The 22,487-nt window shown below is 38.5% G+C and carries 16 protein-coding genes and 1 pseudogene; 11 read left to right on the top strand and 6 right to left on the bottom strand.

The annotated features are described in order from the left end of the window. Nucleotides 1–75 precede the first annotated feature (75 nt). Both ribH and ytxJ read left to right on the top strand, forming a co-directional pair. The gene (gene ribH / locus QF042_RS05295) at nt 76–567 is read left to right on the top strand and encodes a 6,7-dimethyl-8-ribityllumazine synthase (RefSeq protein ID WP_307526059.1); all 492 of its coding nucleotides are present in this window, start codon (nt 76–78) and stop codon (nt 565–567) included. 328 nt (nt 568–895) lie between these two features. After that, nucleotides 896–1,228, top strand: coding sequence for a bacillithiol system redox-active protein YtxJ (gene ytxJ, locus QF042_RS05290; RefSeq protein WP_307526056.1), 333 nt, complete (start codon nt 896–898; stop codon nt 1,226–1,228). A 1,306-nt stretch (nt 1,229–2,534) separates the two neighbouring features. Here the strand turns inward: ytxJ and QF042_RS05285 are convergent. Next, nucleotides 2,535–4,052, bottom strand: a complete 1,518-nt coding sequence (locus tag QF042_RS05285) for a malate:quinone oxidoreductase (protein WP_307526054.1) — start codon at nt 4,050–4,052, stop codon at nt 2,535–2,537. A gap of 384 nt (nt 4,053–4,436) precedes the next feature. Between QF042_RS05285 and QF042_RS05280 the strand changes: the two genes are divergently transcribed. Continuing rightward, a complete protein-coding gene (locus QF042_RS05280) occupies nt 4,437–5,738 on the top strand; it encodes a hypothetical protein (protein ID WP_307526052.1) in 1,302 nt (433 codons plus the stop codon). 131 nt (nt 5,739–5,869) lie between these two features. Here the strand turns inward: QF042_RS05280 and QF042_RS05275 are convergent, their stop codons facing one another. Both QF042_RS05275 and msrA read right to left on the bottom strand, forming a co-directional pair. After that, nucleotides 5,870–6,226 carry a VOC family protein gene (locus QF042_RS05275; RefSeq protein ID WP_307526050.1) on the bottom strand — a complete coding sequence of 119 codons (357 nt, stop codon included), beginning with the start codon at nt 6,224–6,226 and terminating at the stop codon, nt 5,870–5,872. Between the two features lie 175 nt (nt 6,227–6,401). After that, nucleotides 6,402–7,001 carry a peptide-methionine (S)-S-oxide reductase MsrA gene (gene msrA / locus QF042_RS05270; RefSeq protein ID WP_307526048.1) on the bottom strand — a complete coding sequence of 200 codons (600 nt, stop codon included), beginning with the start codon at nt 6,999–7,001 and terminating at the stop codon, nt 6,402–6,404. 350 nt (nt 7,002–7,351) lie between these two features. Between msrA and QF042_RS05265 the strand changes: the two genes are divergently transcribed. From QF042_RS05265 to QF042_RS05255, 3 genes are all read left to right on the top strand, one after another. Next, nucleotides 7,352–8,314, top strand: a complete 963-nt coding sequence (locus QF042_RS05265; RefSeq protein ID WP_307526047.1) for an isopenicillin N synthase family oxygenase — start codon at nt 7,352–7,354, stop codon at nt 8,312–8,314. Nucleotides 8,315–8,411: 97 nt separating this feature from the next. Beyond that, nucleotides 8,412–9,254: a hypothetical protein gene (locus tag QF042_RS05260; protein WP_307526045.1), complete on the top strand. Its 843-nt coding sequence runs from the start codon at nt 8,412–8,414 to the stop codon at nt 9,252–9,254. A 98-nt stretch (nt 9,255–9,352) separates the two neighbouring features. Beyond that, nucleotides 9,353–10,771: an FAD-dependent oxidoreductase gene (locus QF042_RS05255; RefSeq protein WP_307526043.1), complete on the top strand. Its 1,419-nt coding sequence runs from the start codon at nt 9,353–9,355 to the stop codon at nt 10,769–10,771. A gap of 72 nt (nt 10,772–10,843) precedes the next feature. Here QF042_RS05255 and QF042_RS05250 read toward each other — a convergent pair whose 3' ends face one another. From QF042_RS05250 to QF042_RS05240, 3 genes are all read right to left on the bottom strand, one after another. Then, nucleotides 10,844–12,601: a serine hydrolase gene (locus QF042_RS05250; RefSeq protein ID WP_307526040.1), complete on the bottom strand. Its 1,758-nt coding sequence runs from the start codon at nt 12,599–12,601 to the stop codon at nt 10,844–10,846. 46 nt (nt 12,602–12,647) lie between these two features. Beyond that, nucleotides 12,648–14,282, bottom strand: coding sequence for an amidohydrolase (locus QF042_RS05245; protein WP_307526038.1), 1,635 nt, complete (start codon nt 14,280–14,282; stop codon nt 12,648–12,650). A gap of 176 nt (nt 14,283–14,458) precedes the next feature. Then, a complete protein-coding gene (locus QF042_RS05240; RefSeq protein ID WP_307526035.1) occupies nt 14,459–15,022 on the bottom strand; it encodes a helix-turn-helix domain-containing protein in 564 nt (187 codons plus the stop codon). A gap of 791 nt (nt 15,023–15,813) precedes the next feature. Here QF042_RS05240 and QF042_RS05235 point away from each other — a divergent pair. From QF042_RS05235 to QF042_RS05215, 5 genes and pseudogenes are all read left to right on the top strand, one after another. Then, complete coding sequence (locus QF042_RS05235; protein WP_307526034.1) at nt 15,814–17,115, top strand: IS4 family transposase; 1,302 nt, start codon at nt 15,814–15,816, stop codon at nt 17,113–17,115. A gap of 653 nt (nt 17,116–17,768) precedes the next feature. Then, nucleotides 17,769–19,608 (top strand): annotated as a pseudogene (gene mutL, locus QF042_RS05230) (DNA mismatch repair endonuclease MutL). A gap of 184 nt (nt 19,609–19,792) precedes the next feature. Further along, on the top strand, nt 19,793–20,524 hold the full coding sequence (locus QF042_RS05225; protein WP_307526032.1) for a rhomboid family intramembrane serine protease: 732 nt from the start codon (nt 19,793–19,795) through the stop codon (nt 20,522–20,524). After that, nucleotides 20,517–21,371, top strand: coding sequence for a rhomboid family intramembrane serine protease (locus QF042_RS05220; RefSeq protein WP_307526030.1), 855 nt, complete (start codon nt 20,517–20,519; stop codon nt 21,369–21,371). The genes QF042_RS05225 and QF042_RS05220 overlap by 8 nt, the downstream gene beginning before the upstream one ends. Next, nucleotides 21,371–22,483 carry an endonuclease/exonuclease/phosphatase family protein gene (locus tag QF042_RS05215; protein WP_307526028.1) on the top strand — a complete coding sequence of 371 codons (1,113 nt, stop codon included), beginning with the start codon at nt 21,371–21,373 and terminating at the stop codon, nt 22,481–22,483. Before QF042_RS05220 ends, QF042_RS05215 begins: the two co-directional genes overlap by 1 nt. Nucleotides 22,484–22,487: the final 4 nt, after the last annotated feature.

Below are 22,487 nucleotides of genomic sequence, written 5' to 3'. Positions count from 1 at the left end.
TATTAATACATTAAATGTTACAAGCCGCAAACATTAACGTTTTTAACATTCGAAGCATAACATTATCTTTGCCCCATGTCAACACAATTAAAAAATCTATCTGATTTCTCTCATACTACAGTTCCGAGCGGAGCAAACTATACATTCGGAATTATTGTAGCGGAGTGGAATGCCGAAATTACCGGCGCTTTATACAATGGTGCATTAAAAACGCTTTTGGCTAATGGGGTTAAGGAAGAAAATATAATTTCTTTACCGGTACCAGGAAGTTTTGAACTAACAGGTGGTGCAGAAATTTTATTGAGCAAAAGAAATGATATAGATGCAGTAATCTGTTTAGGTTGCGTAATTCAGGGCGACACAAAACATTTCGATTTTATTTGCGACGCAGTAGCGCAAGGGATAACCAATGTTGGCATTAAGTACAGTAAACCGGTTATCTTCGGGGTTTTAACCACCAATAACCTGGAGCAAGCGCAAGACCGTGCTGGCGGCAAACATGGCAATAAAGGTGATGAAGCTGCGATTACGGCCATTAAAATGGCTGATTTTTCGGCTCAAATTTAGACTTGCGTTTTAATAATTATTTGTAACTTAGAAGTTTAAAAATTAACAAATCCCGATGAAACTATCTTGACTAATTCATGATCGCTTTATTACCATTGAAATAACAAATATATACAGATGAAAAAAGTAGCCATCTTACTATTGGCGGTGTTTTGCACCATTACCATTTTAGAATCTTGTTCTTCTAAACTTTGTCCTGCTTATGGGTCTTATCCCGAAGGAAAACGCAGAAGAAATTAATCTACCTCATTTGTAATCTCATATTTAGGTCATTTGCAGAACTTTATTTAACTGCAATTGTTATCCTGTAAACTATACGTATAATATCATGACTTGGGTTAACTTAACTTCGATTGAACAGCTTGATGAAATCAAAAATGCAAGCGGTTTTAGCCTTATTTTTAAACACAGCACGCGGTGTTCAATTAGTTTAATGGCTAAAAAGAACTTCGAATTTGATTGGGATATCATTCCAGCAGATACAAAACTTTACTTTTTAGATTTAATTAGCTATCGTGATATTTCCAACCAGATTGCCGAAGTGTTTCAGATAGCGCACCAGTCGCCGCAGATTTTATTGATTAAAGATGGCGATTGCGTATTAGAAGCTTCGCATAGCGATATTTCTGCTGATGAAGTTGCAGAAATGATTGCAGCGTAACCATAAAGTATTTTTCATAAAAGAGGGTTTTCGAGCAATTGGATACCCTCTTTTGCTTGGTAAGAATATGCCATTTTTTTTGAAAAGCAATGTCCGGTTTGTTATCGGCTACTGTAGCCCTGCTGTACACTGTAGTCCCGATGAAAAAATCGGGAGCTGCCGTTCCCATCAGGTTTATAATTAAGGGGCAGTGCAAAACACACCAAACGTTCCTATGGAACGAAAAAATCCTTTTCACTATATGTTACCAATTAAACGTTCCTAACGGAACGAAAGAAAACCAATCTTACCCGATGTTATTCATGAACCCCATCCCTCTGGTAAATATGAATGATACCGTTAGCTAATATAACGTATTATGCGTCCCAGCGGGATGCATCGTCGCTAGCAAATAACAATTTTTATTTGTGTTCGTTCCGTAGGAACGTTTGATGTCGCAAATAATTAATTATCCGGTTTCGATCTGTGGGGACACAGACCGAGGATGCAGCAATTGCTTTCCAAAATCTTAAGGCTAATGGTTAAAATAATTTTCTTTTTTTTCAGGAAAAGCAAGGTCCGGTTTGTTATCGGTTACTGTAGTCCTGCTGTACACTCTAGTCCCGGTTGAAAAACCGGGAGCTGCCGTTTCCATCAGGTTTATTAAGATAAGGCCTGTGAAGAGAAAACACCAAACGTTCCTACGGAACGAAAAACCATTTTTCCTTATATATTACCCATCAACCGTCCCTTCAGGACGAATCGTGGGTAGCAAATAATAATTTTTATTTGTGTTCGTTCCATAGGAACGTTTGATGTCGCAAATAATTAATTATCCGGTTTCGATCTGTGGGCACACAGACCGAGGATGCAGCAATTGCTTTCCAAAATCTTAAGGCTAATGGTTAAAATAATCTTCTTTTTTTTCAAGAAAAGCAAGGTCCGGTTTGTTATCGGTTACTGTAGTCCTGCTGTACACTCTAGTCCCGGTTGAAAAACCGGGAGCTGCCGTTCCCATCAGGTTTATTAAGATAAGGCCTGTGAAGAGAAAACACCAAACGTTCCTATGGAACGAAAAACCATTTTTCCTTATATATTACCCATCAACCGTCCCTTCAGGACGAATCGTGGGTAGCAAATAACAATTTTTATTTGTGTTCGTTCCATAGGAACGTTTGATGTCGCAAATAATCAATTATCCGGTTTCGATCTGTGGGCACACAGACCGAGGATGCAACACGTGAGGATATAAGCCATGAAAATACCTCCAACAAAAAAGGTCCCGATTTTCATCGCGACCTTTCAAAAGATTTATTATCGTTATTACCTAAGCAACCACAGCATTCTCAATTTTTAACACTTTTGAGGTTCTGTTTCTGGTTTCTTTACAAAGATCTGCATCCTGAGCAAGCGATTTTCCATAAGTAGGAATCATCTCTTTGATTTTGGCTTGCCATTCTTCAGTAGCCAAATCGTCTGCAAAACAACGGTTTAACAGGTCGAGCATAATAGAAACTGCTGTTGAAGCCCCAGGAGATGCACCCAATAAGGCCGCAATAGAACCATCGGCAGCACTTACCACCTCGGTACCGAATTCTAAAATACCGCCTTGTTTAGCATCTTTTTTAATCACCTGAACGCGTTGCCCTGCATATTCCAATTCCCAATCTTTAAGTTCGGCAGTTGGTAAATATTCTTTTAAGGCTTCCAATCTGTCTTCCGGCGACTGCCTCACTTGCTCAATCAAATATTTTGTTAAATCGAGGTTATGCAATCCTGCCGAGAGCATCGGACGGATATTGTTGAATTTTATCGATTTTGGTAAATCCAGGAACGAGCCATTTTTAAGGAATTTAGTAGAAAAACCAGCATACGGCCCAAATAACAGTGCCTGTTTGCCATTAATCATCCTGGTATCTAGGTGTGGAACCGACATTGGTGGCGCACCAACCGCAGCTTTTCCATATACCTTAGCATGGTGTTTTTTAATAATTTCTTCGTTGGTACACTTTAACCATTGTCCGCTTACCGGAAAACCTCCAAAACCTTTTCCTTCAGGGATATCTGATTTTTCCAACAGTGGCAAAGACCCACCACCTGCACCAATAAACACAAACTTAGCCACACGTTTACGTTTGTCACCACTTTCTAAATCTTTAACTTTTACACTCCAGTTACCGTCTTTATTCTTTTTAAGGTCGCGAATTTCGTGGTTGAAATACAGATTAACATTACTTTGTTCCTTTAAGTTGTTAAACATATCGCGGGTTAAAGTACCAAAGTTAACATCAGTACCTAAATCCATCTTGGTAGCTGCAACTTTTTCGCCTTTTTTACGGCCATCCATAATCAATGGTGCCCAGTTTTTTACAAGCTCGGCATCTTCGGTATATTGCATATCGCTAAACAGATCGCATTGGGTTAATGCGTCGTAGCGTTTTTTAAGATATTCTACATTCTTTTTCCCCCAAACAAAACTCATGTGAGGAATGTTGCGGATAAAATTACAAGGATCAGAAACCAATCCCTGGGTAACTAAGTATGACCAAAATTGTTTAGAAACTTCAAAATGCTCAGCAATCTGAACAGCCTTTTTAATTTCAACCGTGCCATCCTTCTTTTCGGGCGTATAGTTTAATTCGCAAAAAGCAGAGTGTCCCGTTCCGGCATTATTCCAGGCATCAGAACTTTCTGCCGCCGCAATATCTAAACGTTCGTAAATTTCTATGCTTAAATTGGGTTCTAATTGTTTTAACAAAACACCCAGGGTTGCACTCATGATGCCAGCCCCTATTAAAATTACATCAGCGTCAGTTTTACCAACTGTCTTTTTCTTTTTTGTCATCTTAGCTTAAAGGAGTTACAAATTTAGGATGATTTTAAACATCCTACTAATTTTAGGTCATTAAATCTGAAAAAATTGCTAAAAAATTAGAAATACCCCTCTCTTTTTGATAAGTTCTAATCAAATTTTAATCCAAAAAATAGTTTGGCCAATAACAAAGCAAACGGAACATTAAACTAATAGCAGAAACCCATTGTTAATTTGCTAACCGCACCATCTATTTCTTTTAAAAATTTATCATTTTATTCTTAAACGCTTGAAAAAATTTAAATTTCGATAATTAGGAAATGTTCAAAAGGCTAAATTTAGAAGAATCTGCGTTTTCCATTTTTTTTCTTTCCTAAAATGTTAGTTTTATACATCTATTTGTTTAAAACATGCCTCATGAAGAATTTAGTTTTATTTTACGTTGTCCTATTTTTAGCTGCCTGTTCTGGCGAAAAAACCGATCAGGTTCTGCTCGAACTTGACAAAAAGAGATTGACAGAAAACATTAATTACGATAAAATCACCTTTTATAAATTCGCTAAAATAGCTGTACGCTCGACTGCAGTTCAGGATACCACTCAGCCCGAATATCAAAAATTCAGTAAACAGGCACAAAGCGTTGTTCGAACCTTAAATACTGTGAACGGACACGGCAACGAAAATATTTCAGTAATAGATGCCTTAAGGATATACAAAGAATATCGGTCGGTTAAACAATTTGTAAAAGAAACCGATGAAGATGTTTTTCCTTTGCTTACCGCTGGATTTATCGCGATGAAAACGGATGTAAAAACGCCGCAGCCGTTTTTTAAAAACTCAAACAAGGCGTACTATCAGAATATAGAACATGCCATTTTAAGTATGGCTGTACTGGCTACAAGAGATTTAGGACAACCTTTTGCATTATACGAATGTGCTAAAACGCAGCCTGAGCTGCTGGATGATTGCGAAATTAAGACGCTTTTAGAATTTGTCCGCGGTTTCTTATTTTTTAGCAATAACCTGTTTTATTTATCTGAAGATGGTCTTTCCAGAAACATTAAATGGCTGGATAAAAACGAGAAAATCCCACTGCCCTACACCAAATCATTTTTTGGCTGGGGCCGTTTAAATGATGCGCAAACCCATGTTGCTTTTCATAGCATGAATTATCTTTTTAGAGGTTTTGACCGCATGAGGATGGAGCGAAAAGTTGATGAAGAAAGATCGCTCGAAGATTTTGAAGCTTTTTTAAGCGACATGAATAAACTGGGCATTCAAAACGAACTGGTTTGGGGAATAACGGCTTATTTGAATTTAAAGAAAGAAAAGCCCGGAAAGTCGCTCCCTGCATTGGAAAAGCTGAGCAAAAGCGCGTTATTTTCTAACAGCGAACGCGAAGCACTAGAACAAACTATGGTTTACGTAAAAGACCGTAAATCAGATAAGGCATTGACCGACCTGTACGATAAAGCATTTATCGGCAAAATTGCCACAAAATATATGGTAGCTCTGCTTTCGAAAATAGATTGGGAAAAACTGATGAAACAGCAGGGTGTTCCTTATACTGAAGAAGTATTCGCTGGTATAGGCAAATTTAAAGCGCTTTCCAATTCGGTGAACGCGTATACTCAGCCCTCAACCATTGAAAAGGGCAAGAAAGAAATTGGCAAAAAAGGCAGCGAATTACTGGAAAAAGCTAAAGGGTTTTTGAACTAAAAGACGATTAGTCATCTCTACTGGAGCGCGGTAGAATGGAGAGATCTAAATAGGTTATATTTCTCGACTACGTTGCACTCCGCTCGAAATGACGAACCGAGACCATTCAGATTGATCGTTATATAATAAATTTAGCGTTCAATATGACTTAAAATATTAACCAATTTACCAAATGGGTCTCTGGTGTAAAATCGCCTAACACCCCATGGTTCATCAACCGGACCATATTCGATGGGAAATCCGGCTGCTTTGACTTTCTCTAATATGTCATCAACATTTTCAACTTCGATGGATAGATCTGGTGTCGGAGTACCCGACCCACCTTCGGAAGCAAAACTGATCTGCACATCCATTTTCTGCCCTGCCGCACCATAAGTGGAGATCCAACCATGATCCATCATTAAATCAAGCCCTAAAACATCTTTGTAGAAACTAGCAGCTTCTTCAATTTTTTGAGTATTGATATTAAGCACTATTCTTTTTATCATAGATAGAAGTTTAAATTCCTAAGATAACAAAAGAGATTGTATCATAAAGACGATTTCAGCTCAGATGCTGTCATGTTGAGCCTGTCGAAACACCTTTAAGAGTATTTAAACAAGTCCTTCCACAAGCTCAGGATGACATATATATTTATAATACAACCTTAGCTAACCACGCTTATCAGTTTTTAAGCTTCGCTTTAAATATTTTTTCTAGTTTCTCTATTTTTGGCTGGATTACTAATCTACAATACGGCTCACTTCCGTTTTTGTTAAAATAATTCTGATGGTAATTTTCTGCAATATAAAAAGGTTTGGCCGCTTCTATAGCCGTTACCACTTTTTTACCATAAGCATTGGTTTTATTCAACTCTGCTTTGTACTTTTCTGCCAAAGCTTTTTGCTCTGCTGTATGATAAAAAACTACGGAACGATATTGCGTACCACTATCGGCACCCTGACGGTTTAATGTTGTAGGATCGTGGCTTTTCCAAAAAACTTCTAACAAGTCATCGTAAGAGATTACCATTGGGTTATAAGTAATTTCCAAAACCTCGGCATGCCCGGTAGCACCTGTACACACTTCCTCGTAAGTTGGATTGGTTAAGGTACCGCCTTCGTAACCAGATTTCACTGAAATCACCCCTTTTAACCTTTGAAATATAGCTTCGGTACACCAAAAGCAGCCCATTCCGAAGGTTGCTTTTTCGGTTTTTTTTCCCTGTGCCTGAGTTTGATTCAAAGCTAAAACCGATAATAGAATTAAAATTATTTTTTTCATTTTGTGTTTATTTATTTTCATTCGTAATGAAGCTATCATGATTTTTTTATCTGATTGTTGATATGGTAAATCATGATGGTTTCATTTTGTGTTTATTTTATTAGTCGTAAATAACCAATACACTTTACAGTTCATCAAGTTATTTTCTTGTTAATTATACGAAATTAAACAAGGCCTGGTTTACGTTTAAATTATAATGGATTTAGTGTGACAATTGAATATTACCTAGCTTTTGCAATTTTGTTAATAACTTAAAAAACTGTATATTAATTTATTAAACACTTAACACACAAGCTAAACGCAGTTATTAACAATTCTTTTTAAATTAGTACAACATTAAATATAAAATTATGTCTACACCGTATATTCCTTGTTTAGATTTAGGCTCTTACATCAATGGTTCAGCAGAAGACCGCAAAAAATTTTCGGATGAACTAGGCCGGGCTTTTAACGATTCGGGTTTTGTTACCATTACCAATCATGGTTTAAGCCAGGAATTAATTGATAAACTTTACGAGAACATTAAAGCTGCCTTTGCGTTACCCGTTGAAATCAAAAGGAAATACGAAAAACCAGAATTGGCAGGCCAACGCGGTTATACCAGCGCAGGTAAAGAAACCGCTAAAGGCGCTAAAACACCAGATTTAAAAGAGTTTTGGCAAATCGGGCAGGAAGTAACTGATGGCGATCCGGTTAAAAATGAATACCCTGATAACGAGATTTTAGAGGAATTACCAGAATTTAACAAGGTAACGGGCGATATCTATAAAAAACTGGAAGAAAATGGCACACACTTATTGCGCGCCATTGCAACCTATTTAGAATTACCCATCAATTATTTTGATAAACATGTTCATAATGGAAATTCTATTTTAAGAGGTATCCACTACTTCCCAATCGAAAATCCTGAAACCATTCCTGATGACGCGGTACGCGCAGGTGCACATGAAGACATTAACCTGATCACCTTGTTAATTGGTGCCAGTGCCGATGGCCTTGAAGTGTTAACCCGAAGCAATGAATGGTTACCAATTAAAGCACATCATACGGATATTGTAGTGAATGTGGGTGATATGTTACAGCGTTTAACCAATAACAAATTAAAATCGACGACACATAGAGTGGTAAACCCACCCCGTGAGTTGATGAAAACTTCACGTTTCTCTGTTCCATTCTTTTTACACCCGCGCAGCGATATGGATTTAACCAGTTTACCATCAACCATTGATGCCGAACACCCTAAAGCTTATAGCGATATGACAGCTGGTGAATATTTGGATGAAAGGTTAAGAGAGATCGGATTGAAAAAGTAGTTCGGAGTCGTGAGTCCTCAGTCATGAGTCCCTAGCGAATCGTAAACAAAAAATTAAGCATCGGCCAAACCGGTGCTTTTTTTGTTATTTTCAAAGCATGCATTCAACAACCTTAGAAGTTTTCGCAGAAATTGATGGGATTGGCTCTGCCTCAGGCTTATTCCTTGCTGGTGATTTACTATATATCATTGGCGACAACAGCGGCTATTTAAATGAATACAACATCAAAACCAAGCAGCTTCAAAAGATCAAGATTTTATTTGATCATACCCTACAGCAACTAGAGAATATTGCCAAATCATTAAAACCCGATTTTGAAATCCTTTGTCAGCACAACGATAAATTATATATTTTAGGTTCGGGTTCAACCCAAAAAAGAAATCTGATGATCGAATTCGACCTGAAAACACAAAAAGTAGTTCAGCAAGACCTGACCGAAACCTATGCCAAACTTAAAGCGATTGCCAAAATAGATGACTATAACTTTAATCTTGAAGGTGCAATCTTTAGGAGTAATGAGTGGCTACTTTTTAACCGTGGCAACGGAATCGATGCAAAGAATGGTATATTTAAAATCGAAGGGGCTGATCTCGTTAAAACCGATTGGATAAAATTTAACAGCTTTAAGCTTCCCAATATTAATCATGTAGAATCATCATTTACCGATGCGACATTGGTAAAAAATGAAATATTTTTCATTGCTACCGCAGAAGACACCAAATCGACTTATGCCGATGGCGAAATTCTGGGCAGTTTTGTTGGCAGTATTAACCTACAAACGTTAAAGCTAAACTTCAGCAATAAAATTTCAGATCATCATAAATTCGAAGGCATTACTTTATTAAGCCAAAGTAAGCATAGTACAAGTTTTCTATTGTGTGAAGACCGTGACACGGAAGAACTTAAAACGGTGATTTATAAGCTGGTGATAAATCATTAATTTAAAGGGCTGTTAACTTCCCAACAAACAATTCATTAAAGCTGACCATCCTAAAATTCTTATATCATTGTGCATAAACCTAGAAACAACTGTTCACTATGAAACGCTCTCCTCTCAGAATTTTTCTAATCCTCATCTCTTTACTTCTTGCGTGCCAGCCTGATAAACCGATTGTACAAAAGAACGTCGTAAATGATGTCACTCAACTTAACCCTATAAAGGTTGCCAAAATAATTACGCCACAAACCTCTGCTGAAATTATTAATGCAGTTAAAATCAATAATGGACCAATATCGATAGGCGGAGGCCGATTTAGTCAAGGTGGACAAACGGCTACAGAAAATGCTTTGCAAATTGACATGAGAAAGTTTAACCGGATATTAAGTTTCTCTAAAGAACGGAAGGAAGTTACAGTGCAAGCCGGCATAAGGTGGCGCGAGCTGATCCAGTTTATTGATCGATATAACTTATCTGTTAAAATTATGCAGACTTATGCGAATTTCACAGTTGGGGGGTCGCTTAGCGTTAATGTACATGGCCGTTATGTTGGTCAAGGACCAATTATTTTATCAGTTAAAAGTTTTAGGATTGTTTTAGCTGACGGAAGGTTTATCACCGCGAGCTCAATAGTTAACAGCGAAGTTTTTTATGCAGCTATTGGTGGCTACGGCGGAATTGGCGTAATCGCCGAAGTAACCTTATCGCTAACAAACAATTATAAAATAGAGCAAAAAGATACTCTAATGGACATTGCAGCCTACAAAAAATTCTTCTTTTCCAGCATCAGAAATAAACCTCAGTTTGTATTTCATAACGCAGATATATACCCAAACAGTTACACCAAAGTTAGAGCGGTTACTTATGTCAGAACCGAAAATAAATTAACCGTAACCAAGCGTTTAAAACCGAACGACAAAAACTATTGGCTAAAAAAAATTGCTATGAAAGTAGTTGCTGGTTCTGATTTTGGAAAGTGGCTAAGGCAACACATTGCAGATCCAGTACATTATACAGGTAAAGTTGTTGAATGGAGAAATTATGAAGCTACCTATGATGTGCAAGAGCTCGAACCCAATTCGAGAAAAAAAGCGACCTATGTTTTACAAGAATATTTTATCCCTGTAGATCGTTTTGATTCCTTTTATCCAAAAATGGTTAAAGTATTAAAAAACAACAACGTAAATGTGATTAACATTTCAATCAGGCATGCCAATAAAGATGTGGGATCGTATCTAGCCTGGGCTAAGGAGGAAGTTTTTGCTTTCGTAATTTATTACAAACAGGAAGTATCTGATGCAGAAAAGGCAAAAGTAACCCAATGGACAAGAGCCCTGATAGATGCATCGGTTTCTGAAAAGGGTTCATACTACCTGCCTTATCAACTACAGGCTACTCAACAACAATTCTTGAAAGCCTACCCAAATGCAGCTGCTTTTTTTAAATTGAAAAAAAAATACGATCCCAATTATAAATTCAGGAATAAGCTTTTTGATGCTTATTATAATCCAAAAAACTAGTATTAATAGAGTTGTCAACTTTAATAGCATTTAGCTAGAAAGTTGACAACTCTGAATTATGCAAACCAAGATTTATTTCTTCGATTCATCTATAGCTTTATTTACCACATCCTGAATCCTTCCCCTGATCTTCAGATTGGATAGTTTATCCGTAACCGTAGGATTAACACGGTTTGATAAAAACACATAAACCAAACCTCGCGATGGATCTACCCAAATACAGGTTCCAGTATAACCTGTATGGCCATAAGTTTGTGGCGAAGCCAGTTCTGATGGGTAATGTTTAGTGCTATCCGGATCCCAGCGATCAAAACCCAGCCCCCTGCGGCTAACATTTGATTGTTTTGACGTAAACATATCTACCGTTGTATTCTTAAAGTATTCTACACCACCATAAGTACCGCGGTTTAAAAGCATCTGGTAAATAATCGCCAGATCGTTGGCGCTGGCAAACAAGCCCGCGTGACCAGAAACTCCACCCGCTAAAGCCGCCCCCTGATCGTGAACATAGCCCACCAGCAAAGTCTTCCTGAAAAATTTATCATCTTCTGTCGGGATAATCTGTTCGGGTTTAAAACGGTTGCGAGGTAAAAAACCTGCTGTTTGCATCCCTAGCGGTTTGTAAAAGTTTTCGTAAGTATATTGATTTAAAGGCTCTTCACTAATATGCTCCACAATATCTTTCATTACATACATGCTGATATCGCTGTACACATATTTGCCACGTGTTCTTATTGGCGAATTGAGCATTTTAGGCCACATAAAATCTTTAAAAAAGCCTTTTTTGATGTAATAGTTATCAGCCACTTTGGTTGGATAGGCCGCAGATGAATCTCTGCTGTAATCGCCTGTTTTCACATAATCATGAAAAGGAATGTAAGGGATAAAACCTGCCTGGTGCAACATCACTTCGCGCACCTGAATATTGTTCATGGGTGTGGTACGCGCTTTCGGGATATAAGCGCCAATATTAGTGTCTAGCTTTAGTTTTCCTTCTTCAAACAAACGCATTACTGCAGGAGTCGTTGCCGTTACCTTGGTTACCGAAGCCAGATCAAAAATATCGGTTACCTTATCAGGCACATTGGTATCATAGGTGTGGGTGCCATAAGCCTTATTAAAGATAACCTTACCATCTTTCGCTACCAAAACCACCAAGCCCGGTGTTGCTTTCTGCGCTATTGCTTCGGCTGCAATTGCATCAATTTCTTTTAAATTATTCGAGTTTAAGCCTGCGTCTTCAGGTACTGTGTACTTCAAACGTGTGGCCGTTGTAGTAAAACCCGAGCCCATGGTATAACGGGCAGAATATGCCGTGGTTAATTTATTAGATGCAGCAATGCCACCAAAAATATATTGTGGCACAATGGCAGCAGCATCAATATTGTTTTGGCCTGTCCATACAATTGGTGATTTTAACAGGTCGAACGATTTTAAACCAGGTCCGTTGCCAAAAAAAGAAATAATTACCTGTTTATTTTTACTGATACTATTAATAAAATTAATGTATTTGGCTTTGCTTATGTTCTGATCGTCGATATTGATTAAAATGGTATTAAAATATTTAAGGTCATCTTCTAAATCATTCAGATTCACGCTATCTTTATAAGAATCGGCAGAAAATGAAGTGATTTTATCATATTTATTGGCCAAACTATCAAAAACGGCACTATAAGCAAAACTAAGGCTAACCGAAGCAATATGCTTTTTCTCCAATGATTTTAAAGGAATTATACCATCCTGATTGTTTAACAATACGGTTGTATTCGCTATCGCATTGGCAATGGCCAGTTTTTTCTCATTCGCTGTATGCTCCTGTGCGCAAGCCATTAAACATAAAATATTGCAGCAAAATGCTACAACCAGAATACACAATCTATTTCGCTTCATATACTTTTTCTCCGTTCAGGTAGGTTTTTAAAACTTTGGTTTTTAATATGTTTTGTGGTGTTGATTTCAAAATATCGTGGTCGAGCATAACAAAATCGGCTAATTTACCTTTCTCCAAACTGCCCTTTTCATGTTCCTCAAAATTGGCTTTTGCTGCCCATATGGTCATTCCACGTAGCGCTTCTTCAGGTGTTAGGGCATTTTCTATCTGAAAGCCCCCTTTCGGAAAACCTTTTGCATCTTCTCTCACTGTTGCTGCATAAAACGTTAATAATGGATTAATGTTTTCAACCGGAAAATCGGTACCCAAAGGAATCCAGCCATTTTGCTTTAACAATTGTTTGTAAGCATAAGCACTTTTTAACCTTTCGGCACCCAAACGCTGTCCGGCCCAATACATATCGGAAGTGGCATGTGTAGGTTGCACTGACGGCACAATACTCGCTTTTCCAAAAAGATCGAAATCACTGGCATTTACTACCTGTGCATGTTCAATGCGCCAGCGCAGATCATTTTTGCCTTTCAAAATTTTATTGTAGATATTCAGGATTACCCTATTAGCCGAATCGCCAATGGCATGGGTGCACATCTGGAAATGATTGGCTGCAATTTTTGCGGCTACTTCTTCGAAGTGTTTCTGATCGCTCAATAAAAAGCCTGTTTTGTTGGGCATATCGCTGTAAGGATGCAGCAGGCAGGCCCCACGCGAGCCTAAAGCACCATCGGCATAAACTTTAAATGCCCGGACATTCAATCTATCGGTTTTAATCGGTCCGCGATTAAACAGGTATTTATAATTATCAGGTTCATCTGAAAGCATTACATATAGCCTCATTTTCAGTTTGTGTTCTTTCTGCAGTTTTTCGATAAAGTCGACAGCCAGATAACTTAAGCCACAATCATCAATAGTGGTTAAGCCAGCAGCAAAGCAGTTTTTCTGTGCATCTATAAATATTTTTTCGGCTAGTTTAGCATCCGGTGAAGGGATTTTACGTTCTACTAAAGCTACGGCGTTATCGATTAAAACACCGGTAAGCTTTCCATTTTGGGTTAGCATATCGCCACCCACCAATTTCTGCTCGCCTTTAATGCCCGCATCATCCAACGCTTTTTGATTGGCGATAGCCGCGTGACCATCGATACGATTTAAAAATACCGGACGATCAGGGAAAAGGGCCGTTAGTTTTTCATTTGTTGGAAAAGCTTTATTGTCCCAATCGTTTTGGTCCCAGCCATTACCAATTAACCAACCATCAGGGTGCGTTTTAGCAAAATCAGTTAAGCGGGCGAGCACTTCATCCCACGATTTTGTTTCTCTTAAATCAGCTGTTTGCAAACTTTGGCCGTAGCCATAAAAATGGGCATGTGCGTCTATAAAACCTGGATAAACGGTTTTACCTTCGGCATTGATTTCTTCTTTGCCTTCATATTTGGCCTTGATATCATCGCTTTTACCAAGGGCCAGGATTTTACCATTCTTTACAGCGAAGGCCTCAACCGTATCAAATTTACTGTTTACGGTATAAACTTTAGCATTATAAACAACTAAATCAACTTCTTCCTTTTTAGTGCAGGAAGTGACCAGCAGAATAAAAAACAGGCTGTATAAAATGGATTTCATATCGATAAAGATAGAAAATTGAAAGCATTTGGATTTGTAAATTCGGTTTTACAGAAAGAATTTGTTTAAGGTATTTTTGCCACGGAGGCACGGAAAACACGGAGTGTATTTCTCGAGTAGAATACATGTGAATAAGCCGTAGTCTGTGTCTCCACAGACCACTCAAGCTTTAGTCTTTAAAAAAACGGAATTGCTGGCTTATAAATTACGTCTTTTAAATTCTTGCTCCGAAAAGTATTAAATAAAATAAGCACAAAATTTAAGGCATAGAAACCATAAATAATGATTAGAAAAGTGTAAATCCTAAAGATTCCTCCAAAATGCATCACCTTAATGAACATAGAAAACGCATATACCAAAGAGATGGCCAGCGTCCACGTAGCTTGAAAATTAAGTAACTTTTTACCCGTTTCATTTAGCTTTTCATCTCCATTTCGTTTAAAATACCATAAAATTAAGGGTACAATAAAACCCAGTATGGGGTAAATAAGAAAACTTAGCGCCGAGAAATTTAGAAGTGGAATAAGGTAAGTCTGTTCTTTTTCGGCTTGAGGAGTTAAATCTATCGGTTTTAAACCAAAAACCTGTGCCAGCCTGATCAGGGTATCTCCCCTTGCCTCCGTTTCATTTTGTTCGATACGCTGAATCGTGCGCAAGCTCAACCGGGTTTGCTTTGCAAGTTCCTCCTGACTGAAACCATGCTGGTTTCTAAGTTCTTTTACCTTATCTGATAATTTCATAATTTTTAACGGTTGCGTTGAACAAATGTAAAGCATCATATTTAAATTAAAGGACGACTTATTTGCGTCATTTACATGCCACATGCATTGAATGGCTCAGTTTATTGAATAGAGGCATTTATCAGCTATTAAAGATCATACGACTCCACTATCATTGACAGATTTTAATAGAAAGTTCGTCTTTCCCATACAGGCCTATCGTGTGGACACATCTTTTTTAAGAATGGTTTGGGCATCATGCTAGCTGGCTTTAATAAACAACAGTCTTTATCGAAGAACGCCGTCAATCCCAAGTGGCGGGAGAATCAAAAAAATAGGTGCACAATGGCCCAAATAGCATTACCAAACCTGAAACGCAGTGGTTTTGTGTTCATTAGCACTGAATTCAAAGTTTAATATAAATTGAACACAAACCCCGAAGGGCTCAATCAGCCCAAAGAAAACACAAACAAAAACTGATTAAACGAAGTGCCACTGTTTTTTTGATGAGCGTGGGCGGTGAGAAGCCACATTGCCGGATTGACAAAGCGCTTGGGGTACTTTGGCGCTCCAAAATGCGCCAGCATTCTTGAGCACAGATAAAAATAACGTTAACTGCGAAAAATTACCATGCCTCCGCGGCAAAGAGCGGAATAAATCAATATTTGTGTTTAGAGTTACTTAATAGCAGAAGAGATGCTGATCCCGAAGCTTCGCATGCGCGTCAAGTTAATGATATTGACAGAGGTTGAAAAGTATGTGATTATTATTTGAAAGAGAAAAAGCAACTTGTAGTTCTAACACATTTAACAATGTCTACAAGCCGCTTTTTCAATTCAAAAATAAAGAAAAGATTTAATATTTTTTTTGGTGGATCAACCGTTGCTACTATAGCCCGAAGTAGTGGTTTTCTCCGGCGCAGTGCAAAGAAGATTTCTCCGATAGATTTTGTTATGGGCTTTGTGTTAAGCTGTTCTCAAATGCAAAACACATTCAGTCAATGGGCTTTTCATATTAGCCAGCTTAGCGGAACTCCTGTAAGCAAACAAGCAGTATTTGATCGTTTGGGGCCATCATCGGTAGCTTTTGCCAAAGCACTTCTGGAGCATGTGTTGCTGCAAGGTATCTTCTACAGATATAGACGTCCGAGCAATCTTTTCAGCCATTTTAAAAGGGTCATCCTACAAGACAGCACCACCTTACATCTCCCCCAGAAACTCTCAGAAGTGTTCAGAGGTAATTTCAGTAAGGGCAAACAAAAGGCAGTAGCCCGTATACAGGCCTTCATCGATATATGCAATATGCAGTTCCTGCATTTCTCGTTGGGTTCCTTTACCGATAATGACCAATCGGCCAGTCAGCAAATCCTTGAAAAGATATCAGCCGGCGAACTGCTTATCAGAGATTTGGGGTATTTTGTACTGGAGGTCTTCGAAAAGCTTACCGGCAAAGGTGCCTTCTTTCTGAGCAGGTTACGTTTTGGTCTGAATATGTACGATTGCAATGGAAAACAACTACACCTGAAAGACTTGCTGAAAAGCAGATCGAAAAGGGATATGTGGCTAATGATAGGCAAACAAAAGAATGTAAAAGTGAGAATGATCATGATTCCCCTGCCAAAGCAGCTTGCAGCACAAAGAATCAGAAAGGCCAAACAGGATAGGGACAGGCGACTGAACCACAGCCAGGACTATTACAGATGGCTGGAGTATACGGTACTGATAACCAATGTAGGTGAAGAAACCTGGACAGCTGCCCAGGCCGATCAGGCATACCGGGTACGTTGGCAGATAGAGATTGTATTCAAATCCTGGAAAAGTGGCTTCCACCTACAGCAGTTGCTGCATAATGGTTGTACCAATGAAAAACGGATCAGCACAAACGTATACCTCTTGTTGATGTTTATGTGCCTGTTTATGCAAAAGATATTCCTGCCAGTTATCCGATATGCCAAAGGCACAATTAGCTTGATCAAATGTGTACAGTTATTTGTATTGAACATGAAAGAGTTAATCGCTATAGGCAGTAAACAGTGCAGGGATGTGATAGATAAGTACTGTAAATATGAAAAAAGAAACCATAGGATTAATTTGAACCAACTATTTTCAGATTAACTTGACGCGCATGCGAAGCTTCGGGACAGCAGGACGATCGCCTTAGTAATATGCGCTAAAAACAAATACAGGCTGGTGTAGATGTGTCCAATCGATACGAAGAATCGGAACAAGTAGTCGAAACGCTTTACGGGGCATTTAAACAGGTCCTTCAACAGGCTCAGGACGACAATTCTATATTTATGATACAGCCTCAAGGTAAATAAACACCTAAATAACAACATTTTTATCCGTTAATAGATCCTGAAACGAGTTCAGGAGGACGACTCTTCGTAAAAATGAATGTTTATTTCTTCACTATGTTTGGCTGAACAGCCCTTTGTAAAATAAACCCGATGGGAGCGGCATCTTTTTAGCTGTCATCCTGAGCGGAGTCGAAGGGCAGCCAAAAAGATACAGCGTACAGCGGGACTGCCGGAACCGATTGATACAGGAACCTGCTTTTCAAAAAAAGAAAATAAGAAATGGAAGCAAAGGAAATTAATTTTTTCTTCTATAGATCCCTCAGTGCGTTCAGATGACAAAAAATATTAAACAAGCCCAAGAGACAATTAATTCTATTTACTTACAGTCATTTACATGTTGAGTTTTAAACAAATCGGGTTCTTTAAGCTTATTTTGCATAATTTAGCGAATTCACTTTGCCTTAATACATGACTGATATTATTCACTTATTGCCTGATGCTGTTGCCAATCAAATTGCTGCCGGAGAAGTTGTTCAACGACCTTCCTCAGCGGTAAAGGAATTGCTCGAAAATTCGATAGATGCCGGCGCAGATAAAATTCAACTGGTAGTAAAAGATGCCGGTAAGGCATTGATTCAGATTATAGATAACGGCTGTGGAATGAGCGTTACCGATGCCAGAATGTGTTTCGAACGCCACGCCACATCGAAAGTAAAAAAAGCGGAAGATTTATTCGCCATCCGCACCATGGGTTTCCGCGGCGAGGCTATGGCTTCTATTGCAGCCATTTCGCAGGTAGAAATGAAAACCCGCAGGCATGAAGATGAAATTGGCACTTGCATTTCTATCGAAGGTGCACAGGTAACCAATCAGGAACCTGTAGCTACTTCTCCGGGAACGCAGATTTCGATTAAAAATCTGTTTTTTAATACGCCCGCCAGAAGAAACTTCCTTAAAAGTAATCCGGTTGAAATGCGCCATATCCTGGACGAATTTCAACGGATAGCACTGGCACATCCCGCTGTATTTTTTAGTCTGCATCACGATGGAACCGAGATTTTTAACCTGCCAAAAGGCAATTTAAAGCAGCGTATTGTCCATCTTTTTGGCAACAACTACAACGAACGTTTGGTTCCTGTTGAAGAAGAAACGACCATTATTAACCTAAAAGGGTATATCGGTAAACCTGCTTTTGCAAAAAAAACCAGGGGGGAGCAGTTCTTTTTTGTGAATAACCGTTTCATTAAAGATCCATACTTAAACCATGCGGTAAGCTCGGCTTTCGAAGATTTATTACCTGACGACAGTTACCCGCTGTATGTACTGTTTATTGAGATCGATCCTTCAAAAATTTGATGTAAATGTTCACCCTACCAAAACAGAAATTAAGTATCTGGATGAAAAATCCATTTATGCAATCATGAAATCGGCGGTAAAACGTTCCATTGGCCGTTATAACATTTCTCCAACTTTAGATTTTGATCAGGAAACCGGTTTTAGCAATATGATTACCCATAAAGCGGTCGAAGATATCGTTCCACCAAGCATTAATTTCAATCCTGATTTTAACCCCTTTGCCAGTGATAGCAGTTCTACATCAGGTTATGCTACTTCGCCAAGAAATTATGAAGCCAAACCGAGTGCTAAAAACTGGGGTTCCCTTTACGAAATAACAGAACAGCCCATTATAGAGCAAACTTCTATTTATGCTGATGAAACTGTTTTAGAAACCAAGCAAAAGCAGTACATGCAATTGCATAACCGTTATATTGTTTCGCAGATCAAGTCGGGATTAATGGTCATTGATCAACAAATGGCACACGAGCGGATCCTTTATGAGCGTTTTCTCGTACATCTTGATGACCGCAAAGGTGCATCGCAGCAGAGTTTATTTCCGCAAACCATTACACTTAATGCCCATGATTTTGAACTGGCCAAAAGTTTACTGGATGATATAAAAAGTTTGGGTTTCGATGTACGGGAATTTGGTAAAAATACGTTGGTAGTAGAAGGCGTACCGGTTGACCTGGGCAGCAGCAACATTAATGAAATGCAATTATTTGAACAACTGATTGAGGGCTTTAAAAACTCGCAGCAGGAACTAAAACTGAGCAAGCGCGATAGCCTGGCCAGGAGTTTAGCTAAAAACAGTGCCATTAAAGCTGGAACGAGCCTTGGACAGGAAGAAATGAATACCTTGATTGATGAACTTTTCGCCTGTAAAACACCTAACTTTAGCGTGAGTGGAAAGCCGATTATCCAAACCATTACCTTGGCAGAGCTGGATAAGAAGTTTGAGAAGGGTTAGAAAGTCGGAAAGTCCGGGGTCAGAGGTCGGAAGATCAAAGGGAAAGTCGGAAAGTCCATCGTTGGACGCCTTTCCGTTCCCCTTTTGAAGAGGACTGGGGATGAAAAAACAATTAACCGATTAACCAGTTTAAACAATTAACCGTGGCTGAACAATTAACCCGTTAACCGATTTTAAAAATTAAATGAATAACATATATATTCCACCGGTAGTAAAAAACCTACTGATTATTAACATCTTATTTTTCGTGGCTAGCTACCTGCTAACAACGCTTCACCTTGATGATCGGTTAGCTGTATATTATTTTGACTCTCCGAAGTTTGAGATATGGCAGCCGATTAGCTACATGTTTATGCATGGCGGTATAGCACACATCTTTTTTAACATGTTTGCATTGTATTCTTTTGGAAGTTTGTTAGAATCAAGATGGGGAGGCAAAAAATTTATTATCTTTTATTTTATTACCGGCTTAGGTGCACTTGCATTGCAGTGGGCGGTACAGGCCTATGAAGTACACCAGATTATTGGTAGTGCCACCAATAATGGAAAGATAAACCTTACCGCATTATTTCAAGGGGAGTTCAACACAAATCAACTTTCAATGGCACAAGCGGTTACACTACGCAGCATCTATTTTGGGGGCATGGTTGGTGCTTCTGGTGCCATTTTTGGTTTATTGGTTGCTTTTGGCATGCTTTATCCAAATGCCGAATTACTGATTATGTTTATTCCGGTTCCGGTAAAAGCAAAATATATTATACCAATTTATATTTTAGTAGAGTTATCTTTGGGTGTTGCCCAGTTTGAAGGCGATTCTATTGCCCATTATGCGCACCTTGGGGGTGCCTTAATCGGTTTTATACTCGTTAAAATATGGAAAGACAAAAACGATACATTTTATACACTCTATGAATAATACTTTCAAAGATTTAAAATACAAGGTTTTTCAATCGGGCAACCCATTGTTCTTTTACATTGGGGTTAATGTGATGCTGTTTTTAATCACCGCCATTATTGGTGTAATTGTTTTTTTAGGACGTATCCCTATCGACTTCGATTTATGGATCAGAGAATATGTTGGTTTACCCGCCAGTATTTCAAAACTGCCTGAACGCTTTTATACCATATTTACCTACATGTTTATTCATGATGGGATTCTTCATATCCTATTTAATATGCTGGGCTTATTTTGGTTCGGCAACATATTCATGAATTTCTTAAAAAGCCGTCAGTTTCATTTTGTTTACCTTGCCGGTGGTTTATTTGGGGGCTTATTTGCCGTAGCCATATTGAATATATTCCCAGTTTATTCTGGTGGATTAGCCGGCGTAACCATTGTAGGGGCATCTGCGGCAGTAATGGCCATTATTTTCGCCGCCGCAACACTGGTACCGAATTACACCATCATGCTGCTTTTCTTTGGAGAGGTTAAAATTAAATGGATTGCCATTATATATTTTGTGCTTGATTTTATTGCCATCGGCTCAGTAAACGCAGGTGGAAGTTTAGCGCATATTGGTGGCGCACTTTTAGGTTTCACTTTTATTAAAAGTTTGCAAAGTGGAAGGGACTGGAGCAAGCTGTTCGAACGCAAACCAAAATTAAAGGTAGTTCGGAATGAAAAACCGGTTAAAAAACCTGAATTTAAAGGCGGTGTTTCTCAACAGGAAATAGATAGCATTTTAGATAAAATATCAACCTCAGGATACGATAAATTAACAGCCGTAGAAAAAGAAAAACTATTTAAGGCAAGTAAAGATTAATGGCCACTAAAAAGAAGAAATATAGTTTTTTAGATAAACTCCTTTTGCCCATTGCTGTTGCATTGGCAATTGCGATGGTATTGGGCGTTATTGCCGGAAATATGGATCCCAGAAAACATGCTATTATTGCCTTTTTCGGGCTGGCCTACCCCTTTGTCCTATTTATCAATATTATCTTCCTGGTTTGGTGGTTTTTAAGCAAAAAATGGATTTTTGCAATCGCTACCGTTCTGGTTATCGCACTTGGCGCTAAAACTTTAAAAGCAACATTCGCCATTGGAGGCGATGAAGGTGGCGTGGAAAAGGCAGAAAACAGCATCAGAATGATGACCTATAACGTGCATAGCTTTAAATTATATGGCGAAGACAATACTGAATCGGTAAAAGAAAAAATGCTTCAGGTGGTAAAAGATCAAAATCCCGATATCATCTGTTTCCAGGAATTTTTTACCCGTTATAAAGGTGCTTTCGATACTGTTGATAGCCTAAAAGTGCTGTTAAACACAAAATATTATTACTTCGTTCCCACCAATAAAAATGATTACGAAGCTACGGGCTTAGCTATATTTTCTAAATTCCCCATTAAAGATTCTGGCAAAATTCCTTTTGTTGAAGGTTTCCCGGGTAACATGAGTATTTATACCGACCTTAATATCAAAGGAAAAATCTTAAGGGTCTACAATGTGCATTTTCAATCCATTTCTTTTGAAAAACAGGATTACGAATACCTGGATAAGGTGAAGGAAATGAATACCGAACTCCAGCCATCAAAACGTATTTTAAGGATGTTGAAAAGTGCCTTTTTAAAACGTAGCGGCCAGGTAGATATTATGAAAAAGGAAATGGCAACCTGTAAAACACCCTACCTTATTGCAGGCGACTTTAACGATACGCCTGCGTCTTATGTAGTTACCCAGATTACCGCCGGATTAAACAATAGTTTTATAAAAAAAGGGAACGGTTTCGGTAAAACCTATAATGGCAAATTTCCTAATTTCCAGATTGATTATATTGCCACTTCTAAAGAACTTGAGGTATTAAATTATAAAATTACCCAGGCCAAATTATCCGATCACTTTCCGGTACGCAGCGACCTTAGGTTTGTGCCTTAATTTC

The organism is Pedobacter sp. W3I1, from assembly GCF_030816015.1.
Lineage (GTDB): Bacteria > Bacteroidota > Bacteroidia > Sphingobacteriales > Sphingobacteriaceae > Pedobacter.
The sequence above is the reverse complement of the archived record's forward strand: the minus strand, read 5'-3'. Positions and strand labels throughout refer to the sequence as shown.